Here is a 21107-nt window from a genome sequence, read left to right on the forward strand (position 1 = left end):
TCCCGCTCGACAGGATCGAATCGTGACCAGCAGCGCAGATCGATCCCCCGTCGAAGCGATGGTCAACCACGCCGAGGGCGCCATTTCCGAAGACGAAATCGTCGCCGCCGCCCGAGAACGTGCCGTTGACCTGGGCGCGGGCCCCGTGACGCCCGCAGTGGGCGCACTCCTCAGCGTCTTCGCGCGCCTTTCCGGCGGTAAGGCCGTGGTCGAGGTCGGCACCGGTGCCGGGGTCAGCGGTCTGTGGCTGCTCTCAGGAATGCGCGAAGACGGCGTACTGACCACCATCGACCTGGAACCCGAACACCAGCGCAGTGCCAAACAGGCCTTTTCCGAGGCAGCCATTGCGCCATCGCGCACCCGGCTGATCGGCGGGCGTGCCCAAGAAGTCCTACCGCGGCTGGCAGATGAGTCCTATGACTTGCTCGTCATCGACGCGGCGCCAGCCGATCAACCCGACTTCCTGGCTGGGGGCATCCGGCTGCTCCGTCCAGGTGGGGCTGTCGTGATCCACGGGATATCCGCCGGTGGGCGCGCGGGTGATCCGGGCGCCAGCGACCCCGACGTGGTCGGAGCACGCGAGGCCGCACGCATCATCGCCGACGACGGCCGGTTTACCGCGGTACTGATCCCACTGGGCGACGGCCTGCTCGCCGCCACCCGCGACTGAGTTCCCCCTTCTTAACTCCTTTCTCTCCCTGCCGTCCGGCGCGCCCCAGGCGACCGGACGGCAGCTTTTTGCGCCGGAATCGCAAAAAACCCGTAAAGACACGCACCCACGACCGGTCTGATGCTTGACCCTCGACTGAACAACTGTTTAGTCTCCTAAACATGCGTTCAGTCGACGACCTCACCGCCGCTGCCCGTATCCGAGATGCCGCCATCAAGCTGTGGGGCGAGCAGGGATACGGCGCGAGCGTGCGGGCCATCGCCGACGCGGCGGGGGTCAGCCCCGCGCTGGTCATCCACCACTACGGATCCAAGGATGGACTCCGGGAAGCGGTGGACGAGTACCTGCTGGAGTACATCCGCTCGGAAAAATCACGAACCATCACCTCCAACGATCCCCAGGTATGGCTCGACGCCCTCGACGAGGTCGAGTCTTTCGCGCCAATGGTGAGGTACCTGCTGCACAGCGTGCAGTCCGGCGGAGAACCCGGTCGCGCCTTTCTGCAGCGTTCCGTCGACGATGCCGAGCAGTACCTCGAGGACGGGGTACGCGCGGGCACCATCAAGCCAAGTCGCGATCCCAAGGCGCGTGCATTGTGGATTTCACTGAACGGTCTTGGCTCCCTGGCCATCTACGTGCAGATGTACCCGGATGAAGACCTACGAACGATCTTGCGCCGGTATGTCGATCAACTGATCTTCCCCGCGATCGAGGTCTACACCGAAGGTCTCATGACCGATCCCACCATGCTGGACGCCTTTGTCGCACAAGCCAAAGCAACACAGGAAAAGAATTCGCAACAAGGAGGCACCACGTGACGTACCCGAATCTGGCTGTCGAAATACGCGGACTTACAAAATCTTTCGGAAAAACCAAGGCCCTCGACGGCCTTGATCTCTCCGTTGCACATGGCGAAGTGGCAGGGTTCCTCGGACCGAATGGCGCCGGGAAGTCCACCACCATCCGAACACTCCTCGGTCTGCTTCGCGCCGACGCCGGCACGGTACAGCTCCTCGGCGGCGACCCGTGGGTCAATGCAGTCGATCTGCACAGACTCATCGCCTACGTCCCCGGGGATGTCACCCTGTGGCCCAACCTCACCGGCGGACAAGCCATTGACTTCCTCACCAGAATGCGAGGCGCCGAACATATTTCAATCCCCCGGCGCAATGAACTCATCGAACGCTTCGAACTGGATCCCACCAAGAAGGCACGCACATACTCCAAAGGCAATCGACAGAAGGTGGCCCTGATCGCCGCGTTCTGCTCCGACGCCGAGTTGTTCATCCTCGACGAACCGACATCCGGCCTGGATCCCTTGATAGAAACCGTCTTCCAGCAGTGCGTGGCCGAGGTGTCCTCCCGGGGCTGCGCGGTACTGCTGTCCAGCCACATCCTGGCCGAGGTGGAGAAGCTCTGTCATCGGGTGACCATCGTGCGCGCCGGGCGGACCGTCCTCTCCGGTTCACTGGCCGAGCTACGCCATTTCATGCGGACATCGGTCACGGTACGCACCTTGGCCAATCCCGCAGGGCTCAAATCGGTCCCGCAGTTGCGTGATCTCACCATCGGTGGCAACCGGGCTTCCTTCACCGTCGACCGCAGCGATCTGGACCGCACCATGGAACAGCTGGCCGGCCTCGGGATCGTCGATCTCAGCGTGGCACCGGCCTCCCTGGAAGAACTGTTCATGCGCGAGTACCAGGGTGTACCGCGATGACCACCGATTTCGCCACACTCCCCATCCGTCGCCCCATCGCGGACGGAACCCCAAGACATCCGCTGACTGGCATCAACACCTTGATCGCGTTGGCGCTGCGCCGCGATCGATTCCGGATCTGCATGTGGGTGGGCTGGCTGACCTTGCTGATGACCTACACGCCGCTGGCGTTCAAGTCGATGTATCCCACCGCCGCCGACCGGATGGCCCGGGTCACGATGATGAAGACGCCGGCCGGAATCATCATGGGCGGCCCAAACTTTGGCATCAACGAGACCGATGTCGGTGTCATGGTCGCCAACGAACTCATGACCGTCATGATCGCCGCTGCTGCCATCATGTCCATCCTGACGGTCGTCCGTCATACCCGCGCCGAAGAGGAATCCGGCGGGGCCGAGCTGGTGATGTCGGCGGTGATCGGCCATCAGGCGCGGACCTACGCGGCACTCATCGTGGTGGGGCTGATGAATGCCGTCCTCGCCGTGGCCATGACGGTGGCGCTGTCCGCGGCGGGATTCGATTTCGCCAACAGTCTCGGAATCAGCCTCGGGATCACCGGCGCCTCCATGGTTTTCGCCGGCGTCGCGGCCGTCACATCACAGCTCTGGCGCACCGCTCGAGCCGCCAGTGGCGCCGCGATGGCGGCTCTGGCGGCGGCGGTCGTGGTTCGTGGACTCGGCGACATCATCGACAACAAGGGCAGTGCGCTCAGTTGGGTCTCGCCGCTGGCCTGGGCCCAACAGATGCGACCATTCGTCGATCTGCGCTGGTGGCCGTTCCTGCTGCTGGTAGGCACCACACTCGCACTGATGCTGACCGCGCATGTACTCGAGGGACATCGCCAATACGACGCGGGTGTGCTCCCCTCGCGTGGCGAGAACCCCAACGCTCCCGAGATCAAGACCGTGTTCGGCCTCAATATGCAACTGCAGCGCGGGCTACTCACCGGATGGGGCTTCGGAGTCTTCCTGGGCGGTATGGCATTCGGTTCGATGGCCAAGAGCCTGCGAGATTCGATCGACACCAACCCCCTGCTGGCCCGTGCATTCAAGGCCCATGGTCTCGACAGCATTTTCGCCACCTTCAACCAGGTGCTCGCCATCGCGGTCACCGCCTATGTGGTGTCGGCGATCCTGAAGCTCGCCAAGGACGAACAGTCGGGTATCGCCGAGGCCGTACTGGCCCGCGCCGTGTCACGCTGGAACTGGCTGTTGGCCGCTGTCGGAATGACCGCCCTGGGCAGCGCGCTGCTGATGACCATCGCCGGCTTCGGCGGCGGACTCGGCGCAGCGAGCACACTGCACAACCCGGATCTGGTGTGGCGTCTCACTCTTGCCGGGCTGGCGCAGATTCCGGCTCTGTTGGTGGTGTGCGGTATCGCAGCCATCGCGGTTTCCGTGCGGCAGGGCTGGATTGGCTGGCTGGTGGTGGCGTTCTCCGTGGGCATGCTCTACGCCGGGATCCTGCAGCTGCCGTCCTGGTTGGTGAAGCTCTCGCCGGTAATGCGTGTGAGCGCTCCCGCCGAGTACCCGTGGCTCACCATGTTTCTTCTTGTGGTGATCGGCTCCGGTCTGACTGCCGCCGCGGGCGATATATACCGCCGACGCGACGCTATTTGAGAAAGGAAAGTCCATGAAAACCGGTGTACAAGCATTCGTTTCGGGAATCATCGCCCTCGCGGTGTTCGGCGCGGCGCTCTTCTGGCCCGCGGGAACATTCCACTATTGGCAGGCCTGGGTCTTCCTCGCAATTTTCGTGGTCAGCTCCACGGTCTCCTCGATCTACCTGGCGACTTCCAATCCTGAAGTGCTGCAGCGACGTTTACACGGCGGACCCATCGCGGAGACTCGCCCCGTGCAGAAGCTCGCGGTGACCGTGCTACTGAGCTCGTTCCTGGCACTTATCGTGGTGAGCGCCTTCGATCATCGGTTCGGCTGGTCTCATGTGCCGACCTGGCTGGTGATCGTCGGTGAAGTGCTGGTGATCGGCGGTTTGGGAGCGGCCACGTTGGTGGTGGCCCAGAACAACTACGCCGCCGCCAGCATCACCGTCGAATCCGGACAGACCGTGACCTCAACCGGGTTGTACGGCTTGGTCCGTCACCCCATGTACACCGGCTCGCTGGTGATGATGGTGGGCATCCCGCTGGCGTTGGGGTCGTATTGGGGCCTGCTCGCCGTCGCGCCGGCCGCCGCCTCCCTGGTGGTGCGTATCCTCGACGAGGAGAAGATGCTGCGCCACGATCTACAGGGCTACGACGAATACACCGAGAGGGTGCGCAGCCGGCTGGTGCCGCTGGTGTGGTGAGTTAGATCCAGACGCCCTTGCCGACGGCGACGACGCCGCCCGCGCTGACGTTGAACCGTTCCCGGTCGCGTTCAATATCGACGCCAACCTGTTCTCCCACACCGACAACCACGTTCTTGTCCAAAATCGCGTGCCGGACCACCGCGCCGCGGCCCACGCGCACACCGGGCATCAGCACACTGCCCTCGACGACGGCGCCGTCGTCGACAACGACATTCGAGGACAACACCGAGTTGCGGACAGATCCCGCCGAGATGATGCTGCCGGCACCGACGACCGACTCCTGCGCCGAGCCACCGTTGACGAACTTGGCGGGCGCCAGGTTCTCCGACTCGCCGCGGATCGGCCAGCGGCGGTTGTAGAGGTTGAACACCGGATGCACCGACACCAGATCCATGTGGGCGTCGTAGAACGCGTCGAGGGTTCCGACGTCGCGCCAGTACGCGTGATCGCGTTCGGTGGCTCCAGGTACCAGGTTGGTGTTGAAGTCGTAGACCGCCGCGCGGCCGTCGGCCACCAGCCGAGGAATGATGTCGCCGCCCATATCGTGGTCGGAATGGTCGTCCTCGGCATCGGCGCGGATGACGTCGATGAGTTCTTTGGTGGTGAAGATGTAGTTGCCCATCGAGACGAATGCGGCATCGGGATCATCCGGTGTGCCGGGCGGGTCTGCGGGCTTCTCGACGAACTCGCGAATGCGTCCGGTGTCGTCGGCGTCGATACAGCCGAATGCGCTTGCCTCGGTGCGGGGCACCCGGATTCCTGCGACGGTCACCGCTGCTCCACTTTCTATGTGGAAGTCGAGCATCTGCTCGGGATCCATCCGGTACACGTGATCGGCGCCGAACACGACGATGTACTCGGGGTCCTCGTCGAAGATCAGGTTGAGCGACTGGTGGATGGCATCGGCACTACCGGTGTACCAGCGCGGGCCGAGCCGCTGCTGGGCGGGAACTGGGGTGATGTACTCACCCGCCAAACCCGACAGGCGCCAGTTCTGTGAGATGTGCCGGTCCAGCGAGTGCGACTTGTATTGGGTCAGAACGCAAATACGGAGGAACCGCGCATTGACCAGGTTGCTCAGCACGAAATCGATGAGCCGATACGCGCCGCCGAAGGGCACCGCCGGTTTCGCACGGTCGGCGGTCAACGGGTAGAGCCGCTTGCCTTCACCGCCGGCAAGCACGATCCCCAGAACGTGTGGCGATGCCCTCATAGCAATCAACCTATCGGCAGTCGGCAGAAGCGGCCAGCGCTACACCCCGTGGCGGGCCTGCGGCAGTCGGAGGCACCTACTACGGTCGTGGCTATGACCGACCGTCTTCGCGCATGCGGCTCATCCACGACGGAGGGTCTTCCCGCACGCGACGCATCCACGACGCGGGTGGCGATGATGACGCGGGAGTATCCACCCGAGGTGTACGGCGGGGCCGGTGTCCACGTCACCGAACTGGTGGCGCAGCTGCGCACACTGTGCGATGTCGACGTGCACTGTATGGGGGCACCGCGCGATAACGCGTTCGTTCATCGGCCCGACCCCGCACTGGACGGTGCCAACCCGGCGCTGACGACCCTGTCGGCCGATTTGGTGATGGCCGCCGCGGCCGCCGGTGCCACGGTGGTGCATTCGCACACCTGGTACACCGGGATGGCGGGCCATCTGGCCAAGCTGCTGCACGGCATCCCGCACGTACTGACCGCACATTCCCTGGAGCCACGTCGCCCGTGGAAGGCCGAACAGCTCGGCGGCGGATACCGGGTGTCGTCGTGGGTGGAGCACACCGCCATGCACGCTGCTGATGCCGTCATCGCGGTCAGTAGCGGGATGCGCGACGACATCATGGTCACGTACCCCGGTTTGGATCCCAGCCGGATCCATGTGGTGCGCAACGGAATCGACACGGCGAACTGGTATCCGGTAGATCCGGCGACGGCGATCACCCAACCGGGGTCGGTACTCGCCGAGCTCGGCGTGGATCTGGCCCGCCCGATTGTCGTATTCGTCGGACGGATCACCCGACAGAAGGGGCTGGCGCATCTGGTGGCGGCCGCGCATCGCTTCTCGCCGCAGGTGCAGCTGATCCTGTGCGCAGGCGAGCCCGACACCCCCGAAATCGCCGAGCAGATCACCGGCGCCGTCACCGAGTTGGCCGCGGCACGGCCCGGCGTGCACTGGATACGCGAATTCCTGCCCATCCCCAAGTTGCGGGAAGTGCTCTCCGCAGCAACGGTTTTTGTGTGCCCGTCGATCTACGAACCGCTGGGCATCGTGAATCTGGAGGCCATGGCGTGCGGCACAGCGGTGGTGGCATCGCGCGTCGGCGGAATACCTGAAGTGGTTGCCGAAGGTGTCACCGGGACCCTGGTGGCGTACGAAAGCAGCGAAGCTGCGGCGTTCGAGGCAGGCCTCGCCGACGCGGTCAACGCACTAGTCGCCGACCCGGCCCGCGCCACCGCATACGGCAACGCCGGCAGAGCACGGTGCATCGACGAGTTCTCGTGGGCGCATATCGCCGAAATGACGCTGCAGATCTACGAGAAGGTCTGCAGCTAGCGCCCGGAGGGCCGTGGACTAGCTGGTGACGTTCTTGAGTTCGTCGCCCAGCGCGGCAGCCTCATCGGGGGTCAGCTCGACCACCAAACGACCGCCACCTTCCAGTGGTACTCGCATGACGATTCCGCGCCCCTCTTTCGTAGCCTCGAGAGGACCGTCGCCTGTTCGGGGCTTCATGGCCGCCATCGTGTGCTCCCTCCAAATTCCAGCCAAGGGTGTTCGGCATCTCCGACCATTGTTCCCTATCTGAGCTGCCGTTTCACTGAGCCATTCTTCCCTATCGCGGGCATCTGGGGACAGCAGACCCTCAACTGGACCGTCAGGAGGGTGCGGTGTCGGCTCGCGGAACCCAACAGGAACGCACATGATCGTCCACCATGCCGGTGGCCTGCATCAGCGCATATGCCGTGGTAGGGCCCACAAAACGGAACCCGCGACGTTTGAGTTCCTTGGCCATGGCCTTGCTCTCGTCGGTGACCGCAGGCACGTCCGAAAGATGCTGCGGCCGGGCGCGGCGTTTCGGCGCGAACGACCACAGCAGGTCCGAAAGATCGGTGTCCAGATCGAGGACGACGCGAGCGTTGGATATAGCCGATTCGATCTTGGCGCGGTTCCGCACGATCTCGGCGTCGGCCATCAGCCGGGCCACGTCCTTGTCGCCAAAGCCGGCAACCTTCTCCGGCGCGAACCCGGCGAACGCACGCCGGAAACCCTCACGTTTGCGCAGGATGGTGATCCAGGCCAGGCCGCTCTGGAATGCCTCGAGGCAGAGCCGTTCGAACAAGGCATCGCGCCCATACAGCGGACGCCCCCACTCGTTGTCGTGGTACTCCGTGTACAGGGTGGACCCGGCCGGATCAACGGCCCAGGAACAGCGGCTGGGCTCTTTAGTCGGCATTTGCTTCGATACTGGCTCGGGCGCCTTGCACCTCGTCGAGCTCGGCTCGCAGTTCGTCGATCTGGCGGGCAAGCCGGTCCAACACCCAGTCGACCTCGCTGGCCTTGTACCCGCGGAACACCAGGGAGAACTTGACGGCATCCACGTCGGCCCCGGTGACCTTCTCCGCAGGCAGGACGGTAGCGGTGGTGCCCTTGGGCAGCGGCGGCAACTCCTCGCCGCGACCGAACAGCATCGAGCCCAGCACGAACAAGACGGCGGCCACCGCGATGAGAACCAGCAGATACGTCAGTGCGAACGTCACGACACCGATCTTGCCAGCGAGGTCCGACATCCAGACCTACAGTCCGGCTACACCCGGCAGATGTGACGCCTAGCGCAGGGTGTTCATGGGCGGACGGTCCTCCAGCGACACCGTCGAGCTACGCGGCGTGAACCCGTCGCCGTCGGCGAAGAACTGGGTGATACCCACGCCGGAGTCCGGAATCCCGCATCGCGACAGCATGGTCGCCATCACCTGCCGGCTCATCACACCGAGCTCGACCAGGGGCCGGTTGCGGTGGCTGCGCACGCCCAGGTTGACCTGAGCGATGGAGCCCAGCCCCAGCTTGTCGTAGGTGTCGATGAGGAGACCGATTTCCACGCCGTATCCGGGTGCGAACGGCACCGAGGACAGCAGCTCCCGGGTGCCCGCGTACTCGCCGCCCAGCGGCTGCACGACACAACTGAGCTCCGGTCGGAGAGCGGCGAGCATCGGCCGGGCCACCAGCTCGGTCACTCGGCCACCGCCGTTGGCGTCTTCCGCACCGCTGACCTTGAGCGGGCGCCGATAGAAGCCCTTAACCAGATGGATGCCCTGCCCCAACAACAACGGCCCCAGCAGATGCGGCACAAACATCGGGTCAGGGTCGATGAGGTCGGAGTCGACGAATGCGATGACGTCACCGGTGGTCGCGGCCACCGACCGCCACAGCACCTCACCCTTGCCCGGATTCGGCGGCACCTCAGGCAGCGCCTGCTCGCGACTGACCACCCGCGCACCCGCGGCCACGGCCCGGATCGCGGTGTCATCGGTGGAGCCCGAGTCGAGCACGATCAGCTCATCCACCAGACCACCCAGCAGCGGGCTGATGGTGTCGACGACGGCAGCGACGGTCTCCTGCTCGTTGAGCGCGGGCAGCACCACCGAGACGGTGCGGCCCTTCTTCGCGGCGATGAGCTGTTCGACCGTCCATTCGGGCCGGTTCCAGCTGTGGGTGTCCAGCCAGCTTGGGTCAATACCAACTACTGAGGTCATGCCAACCCCCTCACTGTTCGCGCCGGTTGGCGGGTCCCGACGATGGAGCCCACCATTTCCAGCGTGCGGCGTGTGGGCCCGACTTCATGTACCCGGAACATGCGGGCACCGGCCGCCGCCGCCAGCGCGGTGGCGGCAAGAGTGCCCTCGAGTCGTTCCGTGAGTCCCACACCAAGAGTCTCCCCGATGAAATCCTTGTTGCTCAACGCCATCAACACAGGCCACCCGGTATTAACGAGATCGTTTACATGGCGCAACAAAGCGAGCCCGTGGAAGGTGTTTTTGCCGAAGTCATGCGTCGGATCGATCAGAATCGAGTCTCTCGATACCCCGAGCGCCACCGCACGTTCGGCGGCGGCGGTCACTTCGGCGATGACGGCGTGCACGACGCCGTCGACCTCGGTTCCGTAGTTGACGCGATACGGCCGGGTGCGCGGCACCGCGCCGCCGGTATGCGAGCAAACCAGCCCGGCGCCATGGGCGGCCGCCACGGCCGGTAGCTCGGGATCAGCACCCGCCCAGGTGTCATTGATCAAATCGGCCCCCGCCGCACAAGCCTTCTCCGCCACCTCGGCACGCCAGGTGTCGACGCTGATCAGCAGATCAGGATGAGCACCACGCACCCACTCGATGAAGGGCACCACCCGCGCGGTCTCGGCATCGGCATCGACGTTCTCCCCCGGGCCCGCCTTGACGCCGCCGATGTCGACGACATCCGCACCGTCGGCCACCGCCTGATGCACCGCGGCCTGGGCGGCCTCGTCGGTGAAGGTGGCACCTCGGTCATAGAAGGAGTCCGGTGTGCGGTTGACGATCGCCATGATGAGGGCACGATCGGTGCGCACGGGTCGCCCGCAGAACGACGAGCCGCTCACGCGAAGAGTGTCCGAGGGGGTCTCCAGCACGCCCTCATTGTGCAGGCCAGGCCCGCTCCAGCACGCGCCGAGTGTGAAGCTGCTGCGGGATGTGGCCCGATATCCCGCAGCGGCTTCACGCTCGGCGAGCGAAATGAGTTGCGGGCCTGAGCAGTATGAGCACATGAGCGAGAATCGATTCCTGGTCACCGGATCCTCGGGCCATCTCGGGGAGGCGCTGGTCCGCACGTTGCGGCGCGCCGGGGCTGACGTGGTCGGAATCGACATAGTCGCGGGCCCGGCCACCGATGTCGTCGGGTCGATCGCCGACCGTCGGCTCGTCGGCGAGGCGATGGCCGGCGTGACCTCGGTGCTGCACACCGCGACCCTGCACAAACCGCATGTCGGATCGCATCCGCGCACCGACTTCGTCGAGACCAACATCGAGGGCACGCTCGTACTCCTCGAAGAGGCCTCGGCAGCGGGCGTCAGCAGCTTCGTCTACACCAGCACCACCAGCGCCTTCGGCCATGCGCTGGTCGGAACGGATGAGGCGGCGTGGATCACGGAGGACGTCGCACCGGTGCCCAAGAACATCTATGGCGCCACCAAGACCGCGGCCGAGGACATCGCGCAGGTGGTGCATCAGGACAGCGGCCTGCCGGTCATCGTGCTGCGCACCTCGCGGTTCTTCCCCGAGCAAGACGACAACGACACGGTGCGTGACCGCTACAACGACGAGAACGCGAAGGCCAATGAATACCTGTACCGACGGGTGGATCTGGCCGATGTGGTGGACGCGCACCTGCTCGCGGCCCAACGGGCCCCCGACATCTGCTGGGCCACGTATGTGATCTCGGCGACAACGCCCTTCGCACCGGGCGACACCGCGCAACTACGTGTCGACGCACCCGCGGTGGTGGCCGGGTACTTCCCGGAGCAGCCCGACGTGTATGCGGCGCGCGGCTGGTCCATGTTCCCGACGATCGATCGCGTCTACGTCAACACGCGGGCGCGAACCGAACTCGGCTGGCGGCCGCGCTACGACTACCACCACATCCTCGATTGCCTTGCCGCGGAAGCAGATTTCCGCAGTCCGCTGGCGCGTGAGATAGGCGCCAAGGGCTATCACGACGAGCCGACCGGCGTCTACACCACCTAGGCCAGCGCCCGGGTGACCTCCACGTAGCGGCGCAGGAATGCCGTCTCGTCGAACCGTTTGCGGCGCATCCAGCTGGTCACTTCGGCATTGCACTTGCTGGAGTTGCAGGACGCGCACGCCGGCACCACGTTGGATTGGGTGTAGCGCCCACCGCGCGAGATCGGCTGCACACAGTCGCGCTGCAGCGCGGTTTCTGTCGCGCCGCAGTAGGCGCAGCCACCCCAGGCCCGCACCAGCTCCGACCACTGCTCGTCGGTGAGGTCGTTGTCGGCACGACTTACCCGCAATCGACGGCGCTTCGCTATCCGCGCACGACGAGTCCCTGCCATACGTCGAACGGTATCGTGGCGACCCGGTCGCACCGGGTCACGACGCGCTAGCCCTTGGGCCGCTGTCCGCCTGCCACTTCCTCTGGGTACTCGGGATAGAACGGGACGTATCCCTCCGAACGACCGGCCAGTACGTACAGCGGATCGGTGACAGTTTCGCCGTAGGCCTGCTCACGCAGTTCCACCTTGCGGCTCTTGAAGGTGGTGGTGTGCTCCAGGCTGTCCACAATCCGAATGAACAGCGGCAGCGCATACGCGGGAAGATGCTGATAAACGGTGTCGCTCAGCGCCTTTGGATCAAGCTCGACGCCATCGTGCAATTTGATGGCAGCCATTCCCGCGCGGCCGTCGGTGCCCGGCACCTGCACGCCGAACACGGTCGACTCCTCCACCGCATCGTTGTTGTCGATCGCGGCCTCCACCTCGGTGGTGGCGACGTTCTCGCCCTTCCACCGGAAGGTGTCGCCCAGCCGGTCGCCGAACGCCGCGTGACCCCAGCCCAGGTTGCGCATCAAATCGCCTGTGTTGAACCAGGTGTCGCCCTTCTTGAAGGCGTCGCGCACCAGCTTCTTCTCCGAGGCGGTCGGGTCGGTGTACCCGTCGAACGGGGACATGCTGGTGACCTTGCTCAGTAGCAGCCCGGCCTCACCCGCTCCGACCTTGGTCAAGAGCCCCTTCGAATTACGAACCGGTTCCCCTGTCTCAATGTCGTACTTGACGTAGGCAAGCGGGTACGGGCAGAGACCCACGGTGCGGTCGATGTTGAGCGCGTTGACGAATGCGGTGTTCGACTCACTGGCCGAGTAGAACTCGCACACTCGCTTGATGCCGAATCGCTTGGTGAACTCACCCCACAGCTCGGCCCGCAAGCCGTTGCCGATGATCACGCGCACCTTGTGCTGCCGGTCGGTGGGCTTGGGCGGCTGGTTCAGCAGGTAACGGCACAGCTCGCCGATGTAGATGAAAGCCGTTGCGCGGCTGGCAATGACCTCATCCCAGAACCGCGACACCGAGAACGACCGGCCAATGGCCAGGGTGGCCCCGGCATTGATCGTCGTCGACACCGCGAGGGTCAGCGCGTTGTTGTGATACAGCGGAAGGCAGCTGTACAGCACGTCATTGGACCGCAGCCGCAAGGCCAGACTCCCGATGCCGTACATGCCGCGCAGCCAGCGGTAGTGGGTCATCACGCTGGCCTTCGGCAACCCGGTGGTTCCGGAGGTGAAGATGTAGAACGCACGGTCCTTGGCCAACACGGCCTCGGTGGCGCTGGGATTGGTGGTGGGCGCCAAGACCGACATCCGGTCGAGTTCCTCGGCGGTCAGCTGCGAGACCACGTTGACGCCGGATTCGCTGATGGCTTCCTCGAACTCCGCATCGGTGACCAGCATCTTGGAGTCGAGCAGACCGATGCTGTGAGCCAGCACATGGCCGCGCTGGTTGTAGTTGAGCATGCCCGCGATGGCACCGAGCTTGACCGTCGCCAGCATCAGCAGCACGGTCTGCGGGGAGTTGCGCACCATGATGCCGACCACGTCACCACGGCCCACGCCGTGCGAAGCCAGGGTTGCCGCGTACCGGTTGGCGGTGGCGTTGGCCTGCGCATAGGTGATGTCGTTGCCTTCGAAGCGCAGGAACACGTTGTCGGCGTACTTGGCGGCGCGCTCGGCGAACAGGGCGCCGATCGAGAGGCGGCCATTGGGGTTCGCCTTGATGCCGCCCAGAACGCCGCCCGCCATGATCGGCAAATCCAGCGCCAGCGAGGGAAGCTGGGCGAGCACCTCGGTCAGCCGGACCCGGTTTCGGGCGGTGGACGGAATGGTGCTGCTTGCGGACATCTGGTTCTCCCTGTTGTCGGTCTTCCCGCTAGCGGGTCATCCTCGTGTTGGTCTTCCCGCAAGCGGGTCATCCACGTTCTTACCGCCCAGTAGGCAATGGCTCACCGCATTGTTGACGAACGGTAGGGCCCCGTCAATCCGTTGGTCGGCACGCATCGAGAGCAGCAGCGATATCGGTGTGCACCAGCAGCCGATCCCGGGCAGGGGCCGCCACATAGCCGTTGTCCTGCAATTCGTCGAGCCAGCGCAGCAGCCCGGTGTAGTGGCCGTCGGGGTCCAATAGCACCACCGGCTTCTCGTGTAATCCCAGGTAACCGGCCGTCCAGGTTTCGAAGACCTCTTCGAGTGTGCCGATCCCGCCGGGCAGCGTGATGAAGGCGTCAGACCGGTCCTCCATGATCTGCTTACGTTCGCGCATGGTGGTGGTGACGATCAGTTCGTCGGCGTCGGTATCGGCGACCTCGCGGTGCACGAGCGTCTTGGGAATGACACCGATGGTGCGCCCGCCGGCAGCACGCGCGGCTTGGGCTATCGCCCCCATGGCCGACACATTGCCTCCCCCCGATACCAAGGTCCATCCGCGTTCGGCGATGGCGGTACCCAGGCGGGTCGCCAGGTCCAAGAGCTCGGGGTGACGCGGGCCGGAGGCGCAGTACACACAGACGGCCAGGGGCTGATGCTCTTCGCGTACGCGGCTCATCGCGGTCATCGGTGGTTCCCATTCCCGTTGACGGCCGACGCGAGGATGATCTCGACAGCCTCCTGGACGCTGTCGGTCACCGAGAGCAGCGCGATGTCCTGCTCACCGATCTTCCCGGCAGGCAGCATCGTGCCGCGGATCCACTCGAGGAGACCCGACCAGTACTCGGTGCCAAGCAGGATGATCGGGAACCGCGTCACCTTGCGGGTCTGCACCAGGGTGAGCGCCTCAAAGAGTTCGTCCAGGGTGCCGAATCCACCGGGCAGACACACGAAGGCCTGCGCGTACTTCACGAACATCGTCTTGCGAACGAAGAAATAGCGGAAGTTGATGCCCAGGTCTACCCATTCGTTGAGGCCCTGCTCGAACGGCAGCTCGATGCCCAGGCCCACCGAGTAGCCACCCGATTCGCTGGCGCCGCGGTTGGCGGCCTCCATGGCTCCCGGTCCGCCCCCGGTGATGACGGCATAGCCGGCCTTCACCAGGGCGGTACCCAGGTCTCGACCCAATTGATATTCAGGGGAATCCGGCTTTGTCCTGGCAGAACCGAAAACCGTTACGGCCTCGGGGGTTTGCGCCAGCGCGTCGAAACCTTCCACAAACTCACTCTGGATGCGCAACACTCGCCATTGATCTGTGTGTGTCCACGCGCCTGATTCGTGGCTGTCCAGCAGACGTTGATCGGCGGTGGTCTTCTCACACCGGTCACGGCGCAGCCGAACCGGTCCATGCAGTTGGGTTAGTGGTTGATCGGGCACGTAGCCAGCCTAGGGGCCGCCGGCAACTCAATTCCCGCGGGACAGCTCCCCCAGCAGTGCCAGCGTGCGGGCCTCGTCCTGCGGCCCGCCCAGCTCGGTATGGCTGGCGAAGACTTCGGTGGCCCCGGCGTCGAAATAGCGCTGCAGCCCCGTGGCGACGTGCAGCTCATCGCCGATGATCGCCAGTTCTCCGGTGTGCTGAACACCTTCGGCGTCAAGCACTTTCCGGTATGACGGGATGTTCTCGTAGAAAGCCATGTCCTCGATGGCCAATGCCCGCACCCGTTCGGGTTCGGAGGTGACGACGACGGCCACGCCGGCGATGACACGTGGGAGCGGCCGTCCGGCGCGCTCGGCGGCGGTGTTGATGACGGGGACGATCTCCTGGCTGAGCGCGCGCGGTCCGGCATGCAGCGGAATCGTGCCGTCGGCCAGCTCGCCGGTGGCGCGCAGCGCCTGCGGCGCCATGGCTGCCACCAACACGGGGATGTTCTCGCCGCCCGGCTGCGAGGTGGTGAATTCAGGTGCGACGGTGAGAGTCTCACCATGAAAGTCCGCGGTTCCGGTGTCCAGTAGTTGCCGCAGGGTGATGAGGTACTCGCGCAGACGACGTATCGGTTTGTCCACGTGGAGGCCATAACTCGGGCCCTCGATCACCGGGGCGCCGAGCCCTAAGCCCAGCTGGAACCTGCCGTGGGTGGCGGCCTGTGCGGTCTGTGCCGCCGCCGACACCTCGATGGGGTGGCGCGGATTGATGGGAATGACCGAAACGCCCACGGTGTGGAGTTTTTCCGGGGGTATCGCTTGTCCCACCACCGCGGCCATGGTGATCGCGTCGTAGTGATACATCTGCCCGAGCCACAACGTGCCAACCCCGGCATCGGTGACCCGACGCCCGTGCGCGATGAAGACGTCGACGAGGTTGGTGTCACCCTGCACGCTGAGGGGTCGGCCGATGGCCACTCCGAGTTTCACCTCTCGGCCAACCCTGTGCGTTTGAGCCGCTATTCCCGCTCAGGCGGCGGCAGCAGGCAGGCCAGCACAATCGCCAGAATCGGCACGAGGCAAAGCGTGGTAAGCACCGCCTGCGGTCCGTGGTGATCTGCCAGGACGCCCAGTAACGGCACGAAGAATCCCCCGACGCTGACGGCCAGGCCCAACGTCACCCCGGCGGCCGTGCCCGGACGCGTCGGCAGATAGTCCTGGCCGAGTTTGACCAGCACCGCGAACGGGATGTTGACGGCGACACCGACGACGGCGGCCAGGGCCAGCGCGATCCACGGCTGCGGGCAGAGCCGCAGCGCGACGAACGCGGGAATCGCGGCGATGCTGCCGATCCGGATGGTGGCGATCATGCCGATGCGGTCGCTGATCCGGCCACCGAGCAGTGTCCCGATCACGCCGCCGCCCAGGAACATCGCCAACCCGAGGCCACCGATGGCTGCCGAAACACCCAGGTGATTGATCAGGTACAGCGCGATGAAGGTGTTCATGCCGAAGTAGATGGCCGAGCGCACCACCTCGACAGCAACCAGAACCGAGAACGGCCCCCAGCGGTCGCTCCCGGTCAGCTGCCGCTGCACCGAGGTCGCCGAACCCTGCCGCAGCTGATAGCGCCACAGCACGAATCCCATGATGACGGCGGGTGGAATGAACCAGGCTGTCGCGCCCAGTCCCGAAGACACCAGTGCGGGTGTCACCAACGCCGGTGCCAGGAAGAAGCCGACGCTGCCTCCGGCGGCGAACAAGCTCATCGCGGTGGCGCTATCCCCCGCGTCGCGCCGGGCATCGCGGCCGGCGGCGGGATGGAAGGCCGCCACGCCCAGACCGGAGATGAGCAGCATGGTCCAGACCAGCCAGTAGCCGGGCACCAACCCCGCCAGGCCCGCACCGATTCCGGCGGCAGCCAGGCCCGCCGGAGCCATCCACAGCAGCCGCCATCGATCCGCGATGAGACCGAGCAGTGGTTGGGGCAACGCGCTTCCCAACGTCGCAGCGAGCGCCAGACCCGACGCTGCCGCGTAGCTGTAGTGGCGCTCCAGCACGAAGAACGGGATGGCTGCGGGCACCAGGCCCTGGTAGAAGTCGTCGACGGCATGCGCGATTACCCAGTACCGCATGCGATTCCACGCCGAAATGGGAGCGGGCGCGGAGAGCGTCGCGTGATGGGCGGTCAGCTGTTCATCATTCGCCAAATCGGTCACGAGGGACGACGATATGGATTTCCCAACACGCAAGCCTCCGATAAAATGCCATCTTGTGTTGATTAACCGCCACATCACCGGAGTGATGTCGGTGGCCGGCGGGCACCGCATCGAGCATCACTGGCACGAGGATCACCAAATCGTGTATCCGGCCAGCGGCGTGCTGGCGGTCACCACCGATGACGGAACCTGGATCGCCCCGCCGAACCGGGCACTGTGGATACCGGCGGGGGCCGGGCATCAACATCGATTCTACGGCCCCACCGAGTTTCATTCCGTGGGCTTCGATCCCGAGATGTACCGCGTGGAGCTGGCGACCCCGACCGTCATCGCGGTGTCGCCGCTGTTGCGCGAGCTGATCATCACCTGTTCCGCGCCCGGTGACTTACCCGAGGACGAGGTCGCACGGTTGCGTGTCGTCCTCATCGACCAGCTGCGGCACAGCCCGGAGCAGGCGCTCAAGCTACCCACCGCACACGACGAACGCTTGGCCGAGGCCTGCGCGTTGGTGGAAGAAGACCTCACCCAGGTGTGGACGGTGGCCGATCTGGGACGGCGGGTAGGTGCCAGCGAGCGCACGCTGACGAGGTTGTTCCGCACCGATATGGGCATGACGTATCCGCAGTGGCGAACCCAGATCCGCCTTCATCACGCGTTACGGCTGCTCGCCGAGGATCGGCCGGTGACCTATGTGGCGCACCAGTGCGGCTGGGCCACACCGAGCGCGTTCATCGACGTGTACCGGCGCACCCTCGGCCAGACGCCGGGGATGTACGCCGCGCCGGTCACACGCTGAGGTACCGGCGGAGTACCTCGGTGACCTCGGTGATCTGCTCGACGGGAACGTGCTCGCCGCGGGTGTGCGCCAAGTTGGGGTCACCCGGCCCGTAATTGACCGCGGCGATACCGCGCGCCGCGAATCGGGACACATCGGTCCAGCCGTACTTTGCACGTACCACTCCCCCTGCCGCGCCGACCAATTCGGCGGCGGCGGGCCGATCCAGGCCCGGCAGGGCGCCAGCAGCGGAGTCGGTGAGTTCGATCTGGACATCAAGCCCGTCGAAGACCTCATGGACGTGCGCGAGTGCCTGCTGCGGGCTGCGATCGGGCGCGAACCGGAAGTTGACGGTAACCGCCGCCGCGTCGGGGATGACGTTGCCGGCGACGCCCCCGTCGATCCGTACGGCCGACAGTCCTTCACGGTACTCGCAGCCGTCGATATCGACGATACGTGCCCGGTACGCGGCGAGCCGGTCCAGAACGGCACCGAGCTTGTGAATGGCGTTGTCCCCCAGCCAGGATCGCGCCGAGTGCGCACGGGTGCCCGCGGCACGGATCACCACGCGCAAGGTGCCCTGACAACCGGCCTCGATGAGTCCGGCTGTGGGCTCACCCAGGATGGCGAGGTCGGCGTCGAGCCACTCGGGTAGCTCACGTTCGATGCGGCCGAGTCCGTTGGCCGAGGACTCGATCTCTTCGCAGTCGTAGAAGACCAGTGTCAGGTCGACGCGGGGTGTCACGGTGGCGGCCAGGTGCAGGAAGACGGCGTCACCGGATTTCATGTCGACGGTGCCGCAGCCAAACAGAATGTCGCCGCCCTCCCCGCGTTCCCAACGGCTGGGCACGTTGTCGGCGGCGGGCACGGTGTCGAGATGTCCGGCCAGCATCACCCGGGTGGCGTGGCCGTTGTTGGTGCGGGCCAGCACCGCGTTGCCGTTGCGGATGACCTCGAATCCGGTGGTCTGTTCCCGCAGGGCAACCTCGACCGCGTCGGCGATCAGGGTCTCATTCCGGGACTCGCTGGGGATGTCTACCAGGGCAGCCGTCAGGGCTATCGGGTCACCAGCGAGTTCGAGCGCCATCGATTCAGGCTAGCGTGTACACCGTGAGCGGAGCAGTAGCACTTGGCCTGGCGACCATCGCGGCAGACGGATCGGTTCTGGATACCTGGTTCCCGGCGCCCGAATTGACCGATACCCCCGGCACCCCGGGTACCGAGCGAATCTTCGAGCCAGAAGCACCCACCGAGCTGTCCGGATTGGCCGGCTCGGACCCAGATCGTGGTGTGGAGAAGGTGTTGGTGCGCACCACCATTGGCGCGCTCAGCGACAAACCCGCTGATGCCTATGACGCCTATCTGCGTTTGCACCTGTTATCGCATCGACTGATCCAGCCACACGGCGCCAGCACGGACGGGTTGTTCGGCGTGCTGACCAATGTGGTGTGGACGAACTTCGGCCCCTGCGCGGTGGAGGGATTCGAGACGGTCCGCGCGAGACTGCGTGGGCGCGGTGTGGTGACGGTTTTCGGCATCGACAAGTTCCCGCGCATGGTCGACTACGTGGTGCCCACGGGTGTGCGTATCGCCGACGCCGACCGGGTACGCCTGGGCGCGCACCTGGCGCCCGGCACCACCGTCATGCACGAGGGCTTCGTGAACTTCAACGCCGGCACGCTGGGTGCCTCCATGGTGGAGGGTCGCATCTCGGCCGGTGTCGTGGTGGGTGACGGCTCCGACATCGGCGGTGGCGCATCGATCATGGGCACCCTGTCCGGCGGTGGCAGCCAGGTCATCTCGGTGGGCCAGCGCTCGCTGCTCGGCGCCAACTCGGGCGTGGGCATCAGCCTGGGCGATGACTGCATTGTCGAGGCCGGGCTGTACGTCACGGCGGGCACCAAGGTTGCCACGCCCGACGGCAAGACCATCAAGGCGCTGGAGCTCTCCGGCGGGAACAACCTGCTGTTCCGGCGCAATTCGCAGACCGGCGCGGTTGAGGTGGTCTCGCGTGACGGTGGCGCGTTCGAGCTGAACGCGGCGCTACACGCCAACTAGTTCCGCAATGTCCTCGTCGCCGGAAGAGACCGACTCGCCTTCACAAGGCCCGGCACAACGGTCGCCGCTGGTGCGGAGATTACTGCTCTCGCTGAAGATCTTTGGCGCGTTCATCGTCGCGGTTCTCATGGTGATGGGCACCGCAACCGCGTTGATCGCATATCAGGGCAAGCGGGCCCCCGCAGGCAACCACCAGTACGTCGCCCTGGGGAGTTCGTTCGGGGCGGGTCCGGGAGTGCCCAGCCGTGATCCGACGAGCCCGGTCCTTTGCATCCGGTCCGACAACAACTACGCCCATCAGCTGGCCAGGCTGCGTCACCTCGACCTGACCGACGTCACCTGTTCGGGGGCCACCGCACAGAACGTTCTGCACGGTGGGCAGTACTTTCAGCCGCCCCAGCTCGATGCGATCCGCAGCGACACCACACTTGTCACCATCACCGCGGGCGGAAACGATATCTACTATCTGCCAAACCTCTTCGCCTGGTCCTGCGCGAAAGATCCCAGCGCCTTGTCGTTTTCGTGGCGGCTGAGTGTCTGTGACGTCAGGTCCGACGATGAGGTCGACAGGGCTGTGGCGCAGGTCGGCGCGAGCCTGCAAGAGATCGGCCGCGAGGCACACCGGCGAGCGCCGAATGCCACTGTCGTCTATGTCAACTACACGACTGTCCTACCCGATACCGGATACTGCCCGGACAAAATGCCGATCACCGACGCTCAATTCGACCGCGCACGCGTCTTGGCGAAAACACTTGTCACCAAGACGGAGGAAGCCGCTCGCGCTACCGGATCGCTGCTGGTATCCGCTGCCGGTCTCACCCGCGGTCACGATATCTGTTCCAGGGATCCCTGGGTCTACGGCTACACGTTCTCGGCAACGCCACTGAACTACGGTCCGATGGCCTACCACCCCACGTTGCGCGCGATGACCGCAATCGCTGCCGGGATCAACAAGGCCCTCAACACGAAATAGGTTCCGCGAC

Annotated in this window: 23 protein-coding genes; 10 read left to right on the top strand and 13 right to left on the bottom strand. The window is 65.2% G+C overall.

Annotated elements, in window-relative coordinates; all coding sequences use genetic code 11:
• The first annotated feature begins 22 nt into the window (after nucleotides 1–22).
• From BKG76_RS03365 to BKG76_RS03385, 5 genes are all read left to right on the top strand, one after another.
• A complete protein-coding gene (locus BKG76_RS03365; RefSeq protein WP_070935958.1) occupies nucleotides 23–670 on the top strand; it encodes an O-methyltransferase in 648 nt (215 codons plus the stop codon).
• Nucleotides 671–831: 161 nt separating this feature from the next.
• Nucleotides 832–1488 carry a TetR/AcrR family transcriptional regulator gene (locus tag BKG76_RS03370; protein WP_070935960.1) on the top strand — a complete coding sequence of 219 codons (657 nt, stop codon included), beginning with the start codon at nucleotides 832–834 and terminating at the stop codon, nucleotides 1486–1488.
• Nucleotides 1485–2390 carry an ABC transporter ATP-binding protein gene (locus BKG76_RS03375; protein WP_070935962.1) on the top strand — a complete coding sequence of 302 codons (906 nt, stop codon included), beginning with the start codon at nucleotides 1485–1487 and terminating at the stop codon, nucleotides 2388–2390. The genes BKG76_RS03370 and BKG76_RS03375 overlap by 4 nt, the downstream gene beginning before the upstream one ends.
• Nucleotides 2387–4009 (top strand): ABC transporter permease, encoded by a 1623-nt coding sequence (locus BKG76_RS03380; RefSeq protein WP_070935963.1) that lies wholly within the window; start codon nucleotides 2387–2389, stop codon nucleotides 4007–4009. Before BKG76_RS03375 ends, BKG76_RS03380 begins: the two co-directional genes overlap by 4 nt.
• A gap of 13 nt (nucleotides 4010–4022) precedes the next feature.
• Nucleotides 4023–4697, top strand: a complete 675-nt coding sequence (locus BKG76_RS03385) for a methyltransferase family protein (protein ID WP_070935965.1) — start codon at nucleotides 4023–4025, stop codon at nucleotides 4695–4697.
• Between the two features lies 1 nt (nucleotide 4698).
• Here the strand turns inward: BKG76_RS03385 and glgC are convergent, their stop codons facing one another.
• Nucleotides 4699–5913 carry a glucose-1-phosphate adenylyltransferase gene (glgC, locus tag BKG76_RS03390; RefSeq protein ID WP_070935968.1) on the bottom strand — a complete coding sequence of 405 codons (1215 nt, stop codon included), beginning with the start codon at nucleotides 5911–5913 and terminating at the stop codon, nucleotides 4699–4701.
• Between the two features lie 174 nt (nucleotides 5914–6087).
• On the opposite strand from glgC, the gene glgA reads away from it, so the two are divergent.
• Nucleotides 6088–7251 (top strand): glycogen synthase, encoded by a 1164-nt coding sequence (glgA, locus tag BKG76_RS03395; protein ID WP_207543740.1) that lies wholly within the window; start codon nucleotides 6088–6090, stop codon nucleotides 7249–7251.
• An 18-nt stretch (nucleotides 7252–7269) separates the two neighbouring features.
• Here glgA and BKG76_RS03400 read toward each other — a convergent pair whose 3' ends face one another.
• The 5 genes from BKG76_RS03400 to folP all read right to left on the bottom strand — a co-directional run bounded on the left by BKG76_RS03400 (nucleotide 7270) and on the right by folP (nucleotide 10267).
• Nucleotides 7270–7437 carry a DUF3117 domain-containing protein gene (locus tag BKG76_RS03400; RefSeq protein ID WP_005059648.1) on the bottom strand — a complete coding sequence of 56 codons (168 nt, stop codon included), beginning with the start codon at nucleotides 7435–7437 and terminating at the stop codon, nucleotides 7270–7272.
• A 133-nt stretch (nucleotides 7438–7570) separates the two neighbouring features.
• Nucleotides 7571–8149 carry a DNA-3-methyladenine glycosylase I gene (locus tag BKG76_RS03405; protein WP_070935970.1) on the bottom strand — a complete coding sequence of 193 codons (579 nt, stop codon included), beginning with the start codon at nucleotides 8147–8149 and terminating at the stop codon, nucleotides 7571–7573.
• Nucleotides 8139–8453 (bottom strand): DivIVA domain-containing protein, encoded by a 315-nt coding sequence (locus BKG76_RS03410; RefSeq protein ID WP_109420608.1) that lies wholly within the window; start codon nucleotides 8451–8453, stop codon nucleotides 8139–8141. Before BKG76_RS03410 ends, BKG76_RS03405 begins: the two co-directional genes overlap by 11 nt.
• A gap of 69 nt (nucleotides 8454–8522) precedes the next feature.
• Nucleotides 8523–9446 (bottom strand): glucosyl-3-phosphoglycerate synthase, encoded by a 924-nt coding sequence (locus BKG76_RS03415; protein ID WP_070935974.1) that lies wholly within the window; start codon nucleotides 9444–9446, stop codon nucleotides 8523–8525.
• A complete protein-coding gene (gene folP / locus BKG76_RS03420) occupies nucleotides 9443–10267 on the bottom strand; it encodes a dihydropteroate synthase (RefSeq protein ID WP_070936834.1) in 825 nt (274 codons plus the stop codon). Before folP ends, BKG76_RS03415 begins: the two co-directional genes overlap by 4 nt.
• A 217-nt stretch (nucleotides 10268–10484) precedes the next feature.
• On the opposite strand from folP, the gene BKG76_RS03425 reads away from it, so the two are divergent.
• Nucleotides 10485–11462, top strand: a complete 978-nt coding sequence (locus tag BKG76_RS03425) for an NAD-dependent epimerase/dehydratase family protein (protein ID WP_070935976.1) — start codon at nucleotides 10485–10487, stop codon at nucleotides 11460–11462.
• On the opposite strand, the gene BKG76_RS03430 is transcribed toward BKG76_RS03425, so the two are convergent.
• The 6 genes from BKG76_RS03430 to BKG76_RS03455 form a co-directional block, all read right to left on the bottom strand.
• Complete coding sequence (locus BKG76_RS03430; protein ID WP_070935978.1) at nucleotides 11459–11791, bottom strand: HNH endonuclease; 333 nt, start codon at nucleotides 11789–11791, stop codon at nucleotides 11459–11461. The two genes, BKG76_RS03425 and BKG76_RS03430, sit on opposite strands and share 4 nt — an antisense overlap.
• A gap of 47 nt (nucleotides 11792–11838) precedes the next feature.
• Nucleotides 11839–13629 (bottom strand): long-chain-acyl-CoA synthetase FadD6, encoded by a 1791-nt coding sequence (fadD6, locus tag BKG76_RS03435; protein ID WP_070935980.1) that lies wholly within the window; start codon nucleotides 13627–13629, stop codon nucleotides 11839–11841.
• A gap of 133 nt (nucleotides 13630–13762) precedes the next feature.
• The gene (locus tag BKG76_RS03440; protein WP_070936835.1) at nucleotides 13763–14329 is read right to left on the bottom strand and encodes an LOG family protein; all 567 of its coding nucleotides are present in this window, start codon (nucleotides 14327–14329) and stop codon (nucleotides 13763–13765) included.
• Between the two features lie 5 nt (nucleotides 14330–14334).
• Nucleotides 14335–15087 (bottom strand): LOG family protein, encoded by a 753-nt coding sequence (locus tag BKG76_RS03445; protein ID WP_070935983.1) that lies wholly within the window; start codon nucleotides 15085–15087, stop codon nucleotides 14335–14337.
• Between the two features lie 27 nt (nucleotides 15088–15114).
• Nucleotides 15115–16062 (bottom strand): TIGR03564 family F420-dependent LLM class oxidoreductase, encoded by a 948-nt coding sequence (locus BKG76_RS03450; RefSeq protein ID WP_070935985.1) that lies wholly within the window; start codon nucleotides 16060–16062, stop codon nucleotides 15115–15117.
• 29 nt (nucleotides 16063–16091) lie between these two features.
• Nucleotides 16092–17291, bottom strand: a complete 1200-nt coding sequence (locus BKG76_RS03455; RefSeq protein ID WP_070935987.1) for an MFS transporter — start codon at nucleotides 17289–17291, stop codon at nucleotides 16092–16094.
• A 55-nt stretch (nucleotides 17292–17346) separates the two neighbouring features.
• Here BKG76_RS03455 and BKG76_RS03460 point away from each other — a divergent pair, with 55 nt between their 5' ends.
• Nucleotides 17347–18087, top strand: coding sequence for an AraC family transcriptional regulator (locus tag BKG76_RS03460; protein ID WP_070935989.1), 741 nt, complete (start codon nucleotides 17347–17349; stop codon nucleotides 18085–18087).
• On the opposite strand, the gene dapE is transcribed toward BKG76_RS03460, so the two are convergent.
• The gene (gene dapE / locus BKG76_RS03465) at nucleotides 18077–19153 is read right to left on the bottom strand and encodes a succinyl-diaminopimelate desuccinylase (RefSeq protein ID WP_070935991.1); all 1077 of its coding nucleotides are present in this window, start codon (nucleotides 19151–19153) and stop codon (nucleotides 18077–18079) included. The genes BKG76_RS03460 and dapE overlap by 11 nt on opposite strands.
• A 23-nt stretch (nucleotides 19154–19176) precedes the next feature.
• On the opposite strand from dapE, the gene dapD reads away from it, so the two are divergent.
• Together dapD and BKG76_RS03475 are read left to right on the top strand one after the other, a co-directional pair.
• Nucleotides 19177–20124: a 2,3,4,5-tetrahydropyridine-2,6-dicarboxylate N-succinyltransferase gene (gene dapD / locus BKG76_RS03470; protein WP_070936836.1), complete on the top strand. Its 948-nt coding sequence runs from the start codon at nucleotides 19177–19179 to the stop codon at nucleotides 20122–20124.
• 7 nt (nucleotides 20125–20131) lie between these two features.
• Nucleotides 20132–21097, top strand: coding sequence for an SGNH/GDSL hydrolase family protein (locus BKG76_RS03475; protein WP_070935993.1), 966 nt, complete (start codon nucleotides 20132–20134; stop codon nucleotides 21095–21097).
• Nucleotides 21098–21107 lie beyond the last annotated feature (10 nt).

Origin of the sequence: Mycobacteroides franklinii (genome assembly GCF_001853795.1) — a bacterium.
Classification (GTDB): Bacteria; Actinomycetota; Actinomycetes; order Mycobacteriales; family Mycobacteriaceae; genus Mycobacterium; species Mycobacterium franklinii.

Excerpts from the sequence above, each read along its gene's own strand:
- BKG76_RS03475 (WP_070935993.1), top strand. The coding sequence starts at position 20,132 with ATGTCCTCGTCGCCGGAAGAGACCGACTCGCCTTCACAAGGCCCGGCA.
- BKG76_RS03425 (WP_070935976.1), top strand. The coding sequence starts at position 10,485 with ATGAGCGAGAATCGATTCCTGGTCACCGGATCCTCGGGCCATCTCGGG.
- folP (WP_070936834.1), bottom strand. The coding sequence starts at position 10,267 with ATGGCGATCGTCAACCGCACACCGGACTCCTTCTATGACCGAGGTGCC.
- BKG76_RS03430 (WP_070935978.1), bottom strand. The coding sequence starts at position 11,791 with ATGGCAGGGACTCGTCGTGCGCGGATAGCGAAGCGCCGTCGATTGCGG.
- BKG76_RS03415 (WP_070935974.1), bottom strand. The coding sequence starts at position 9,446 with ATGACCTCAGTAGTTGGTATTGACCCAAGCTGGCTGGACACCCACAGC.
- glgA (WP_207543740.1), top strand. The coding sequence starts at position 6,088 with ATGATGACGCGGGAGTATCCACCCGAGGTGTACGGCGGGGCCGGTGTC.
- fadD6 (WP_070935980.1), bottom strand. The coding sequence starts at position 13,629 with ATGTCCGCAAGCAGCACCATTCCGTCCACCGCCCGAAACCGGGTCCGG.
- BKG76_RS03400 (WP_005059648.1), bottom strand. The coding sequence starts at position 7,437 with ATGGCGGCCATGAAGCCCCGAACAGGCGACGGTCCTCTCGAGGCTACG.
- BKG76_RS03380 (WP_070935963.1), top strand. The coding sequence starts at position 2,387 with ATGACCACCGATTTCGCCACACTCCCCATCCGTCGCCCCATCGCGGAC.
- dapE (WP_070935991.1), bottom strand. The coding sequence starts at position 19,153 with ATGGCGCTCGAACTCGCTGGTGACCCGATAGCCCTGACGGCTGCCCTG.
- BKG76_RS03385 (WP_070935965.1), top strand. The coding sequence starts at position 4,023 with ATGAAAACCGGTGTACAAGCATTCGTTTCGGGAATCATCGCCCTCGCG.
- BKG76_RS03405 (WP_070935970.1), bottom strand. The coding sequence starts at position 8,149 with ATGCCGACTAAAGAGCCCAGCCGCTGTTCCTGGGCCGTTGATCCGGCC.
- BKG76_RS03440 (WP_070936835.1), bottom strand. The coding sequence starts at position 14,329 with ATGAGCCGCGTACGCGAAGAGCATCAGCCCCTGGCCGTCTGTGTGTAC.
- BKG76_RS03370 (WP_070935960.1), top strand. The coding sequence starts at position 832 with ATGCGTTCAGTCGACGACCTCACCGCCGCTGCCCGTATCCGAGATGCC.
- glgC (WP_070935968.1), bottom strand. The coding sequence starts at position 5,913 with ATGAGGGCATCGCCACACGTTCTGGGGATCGTGCTTGCCGGCGGTGAA.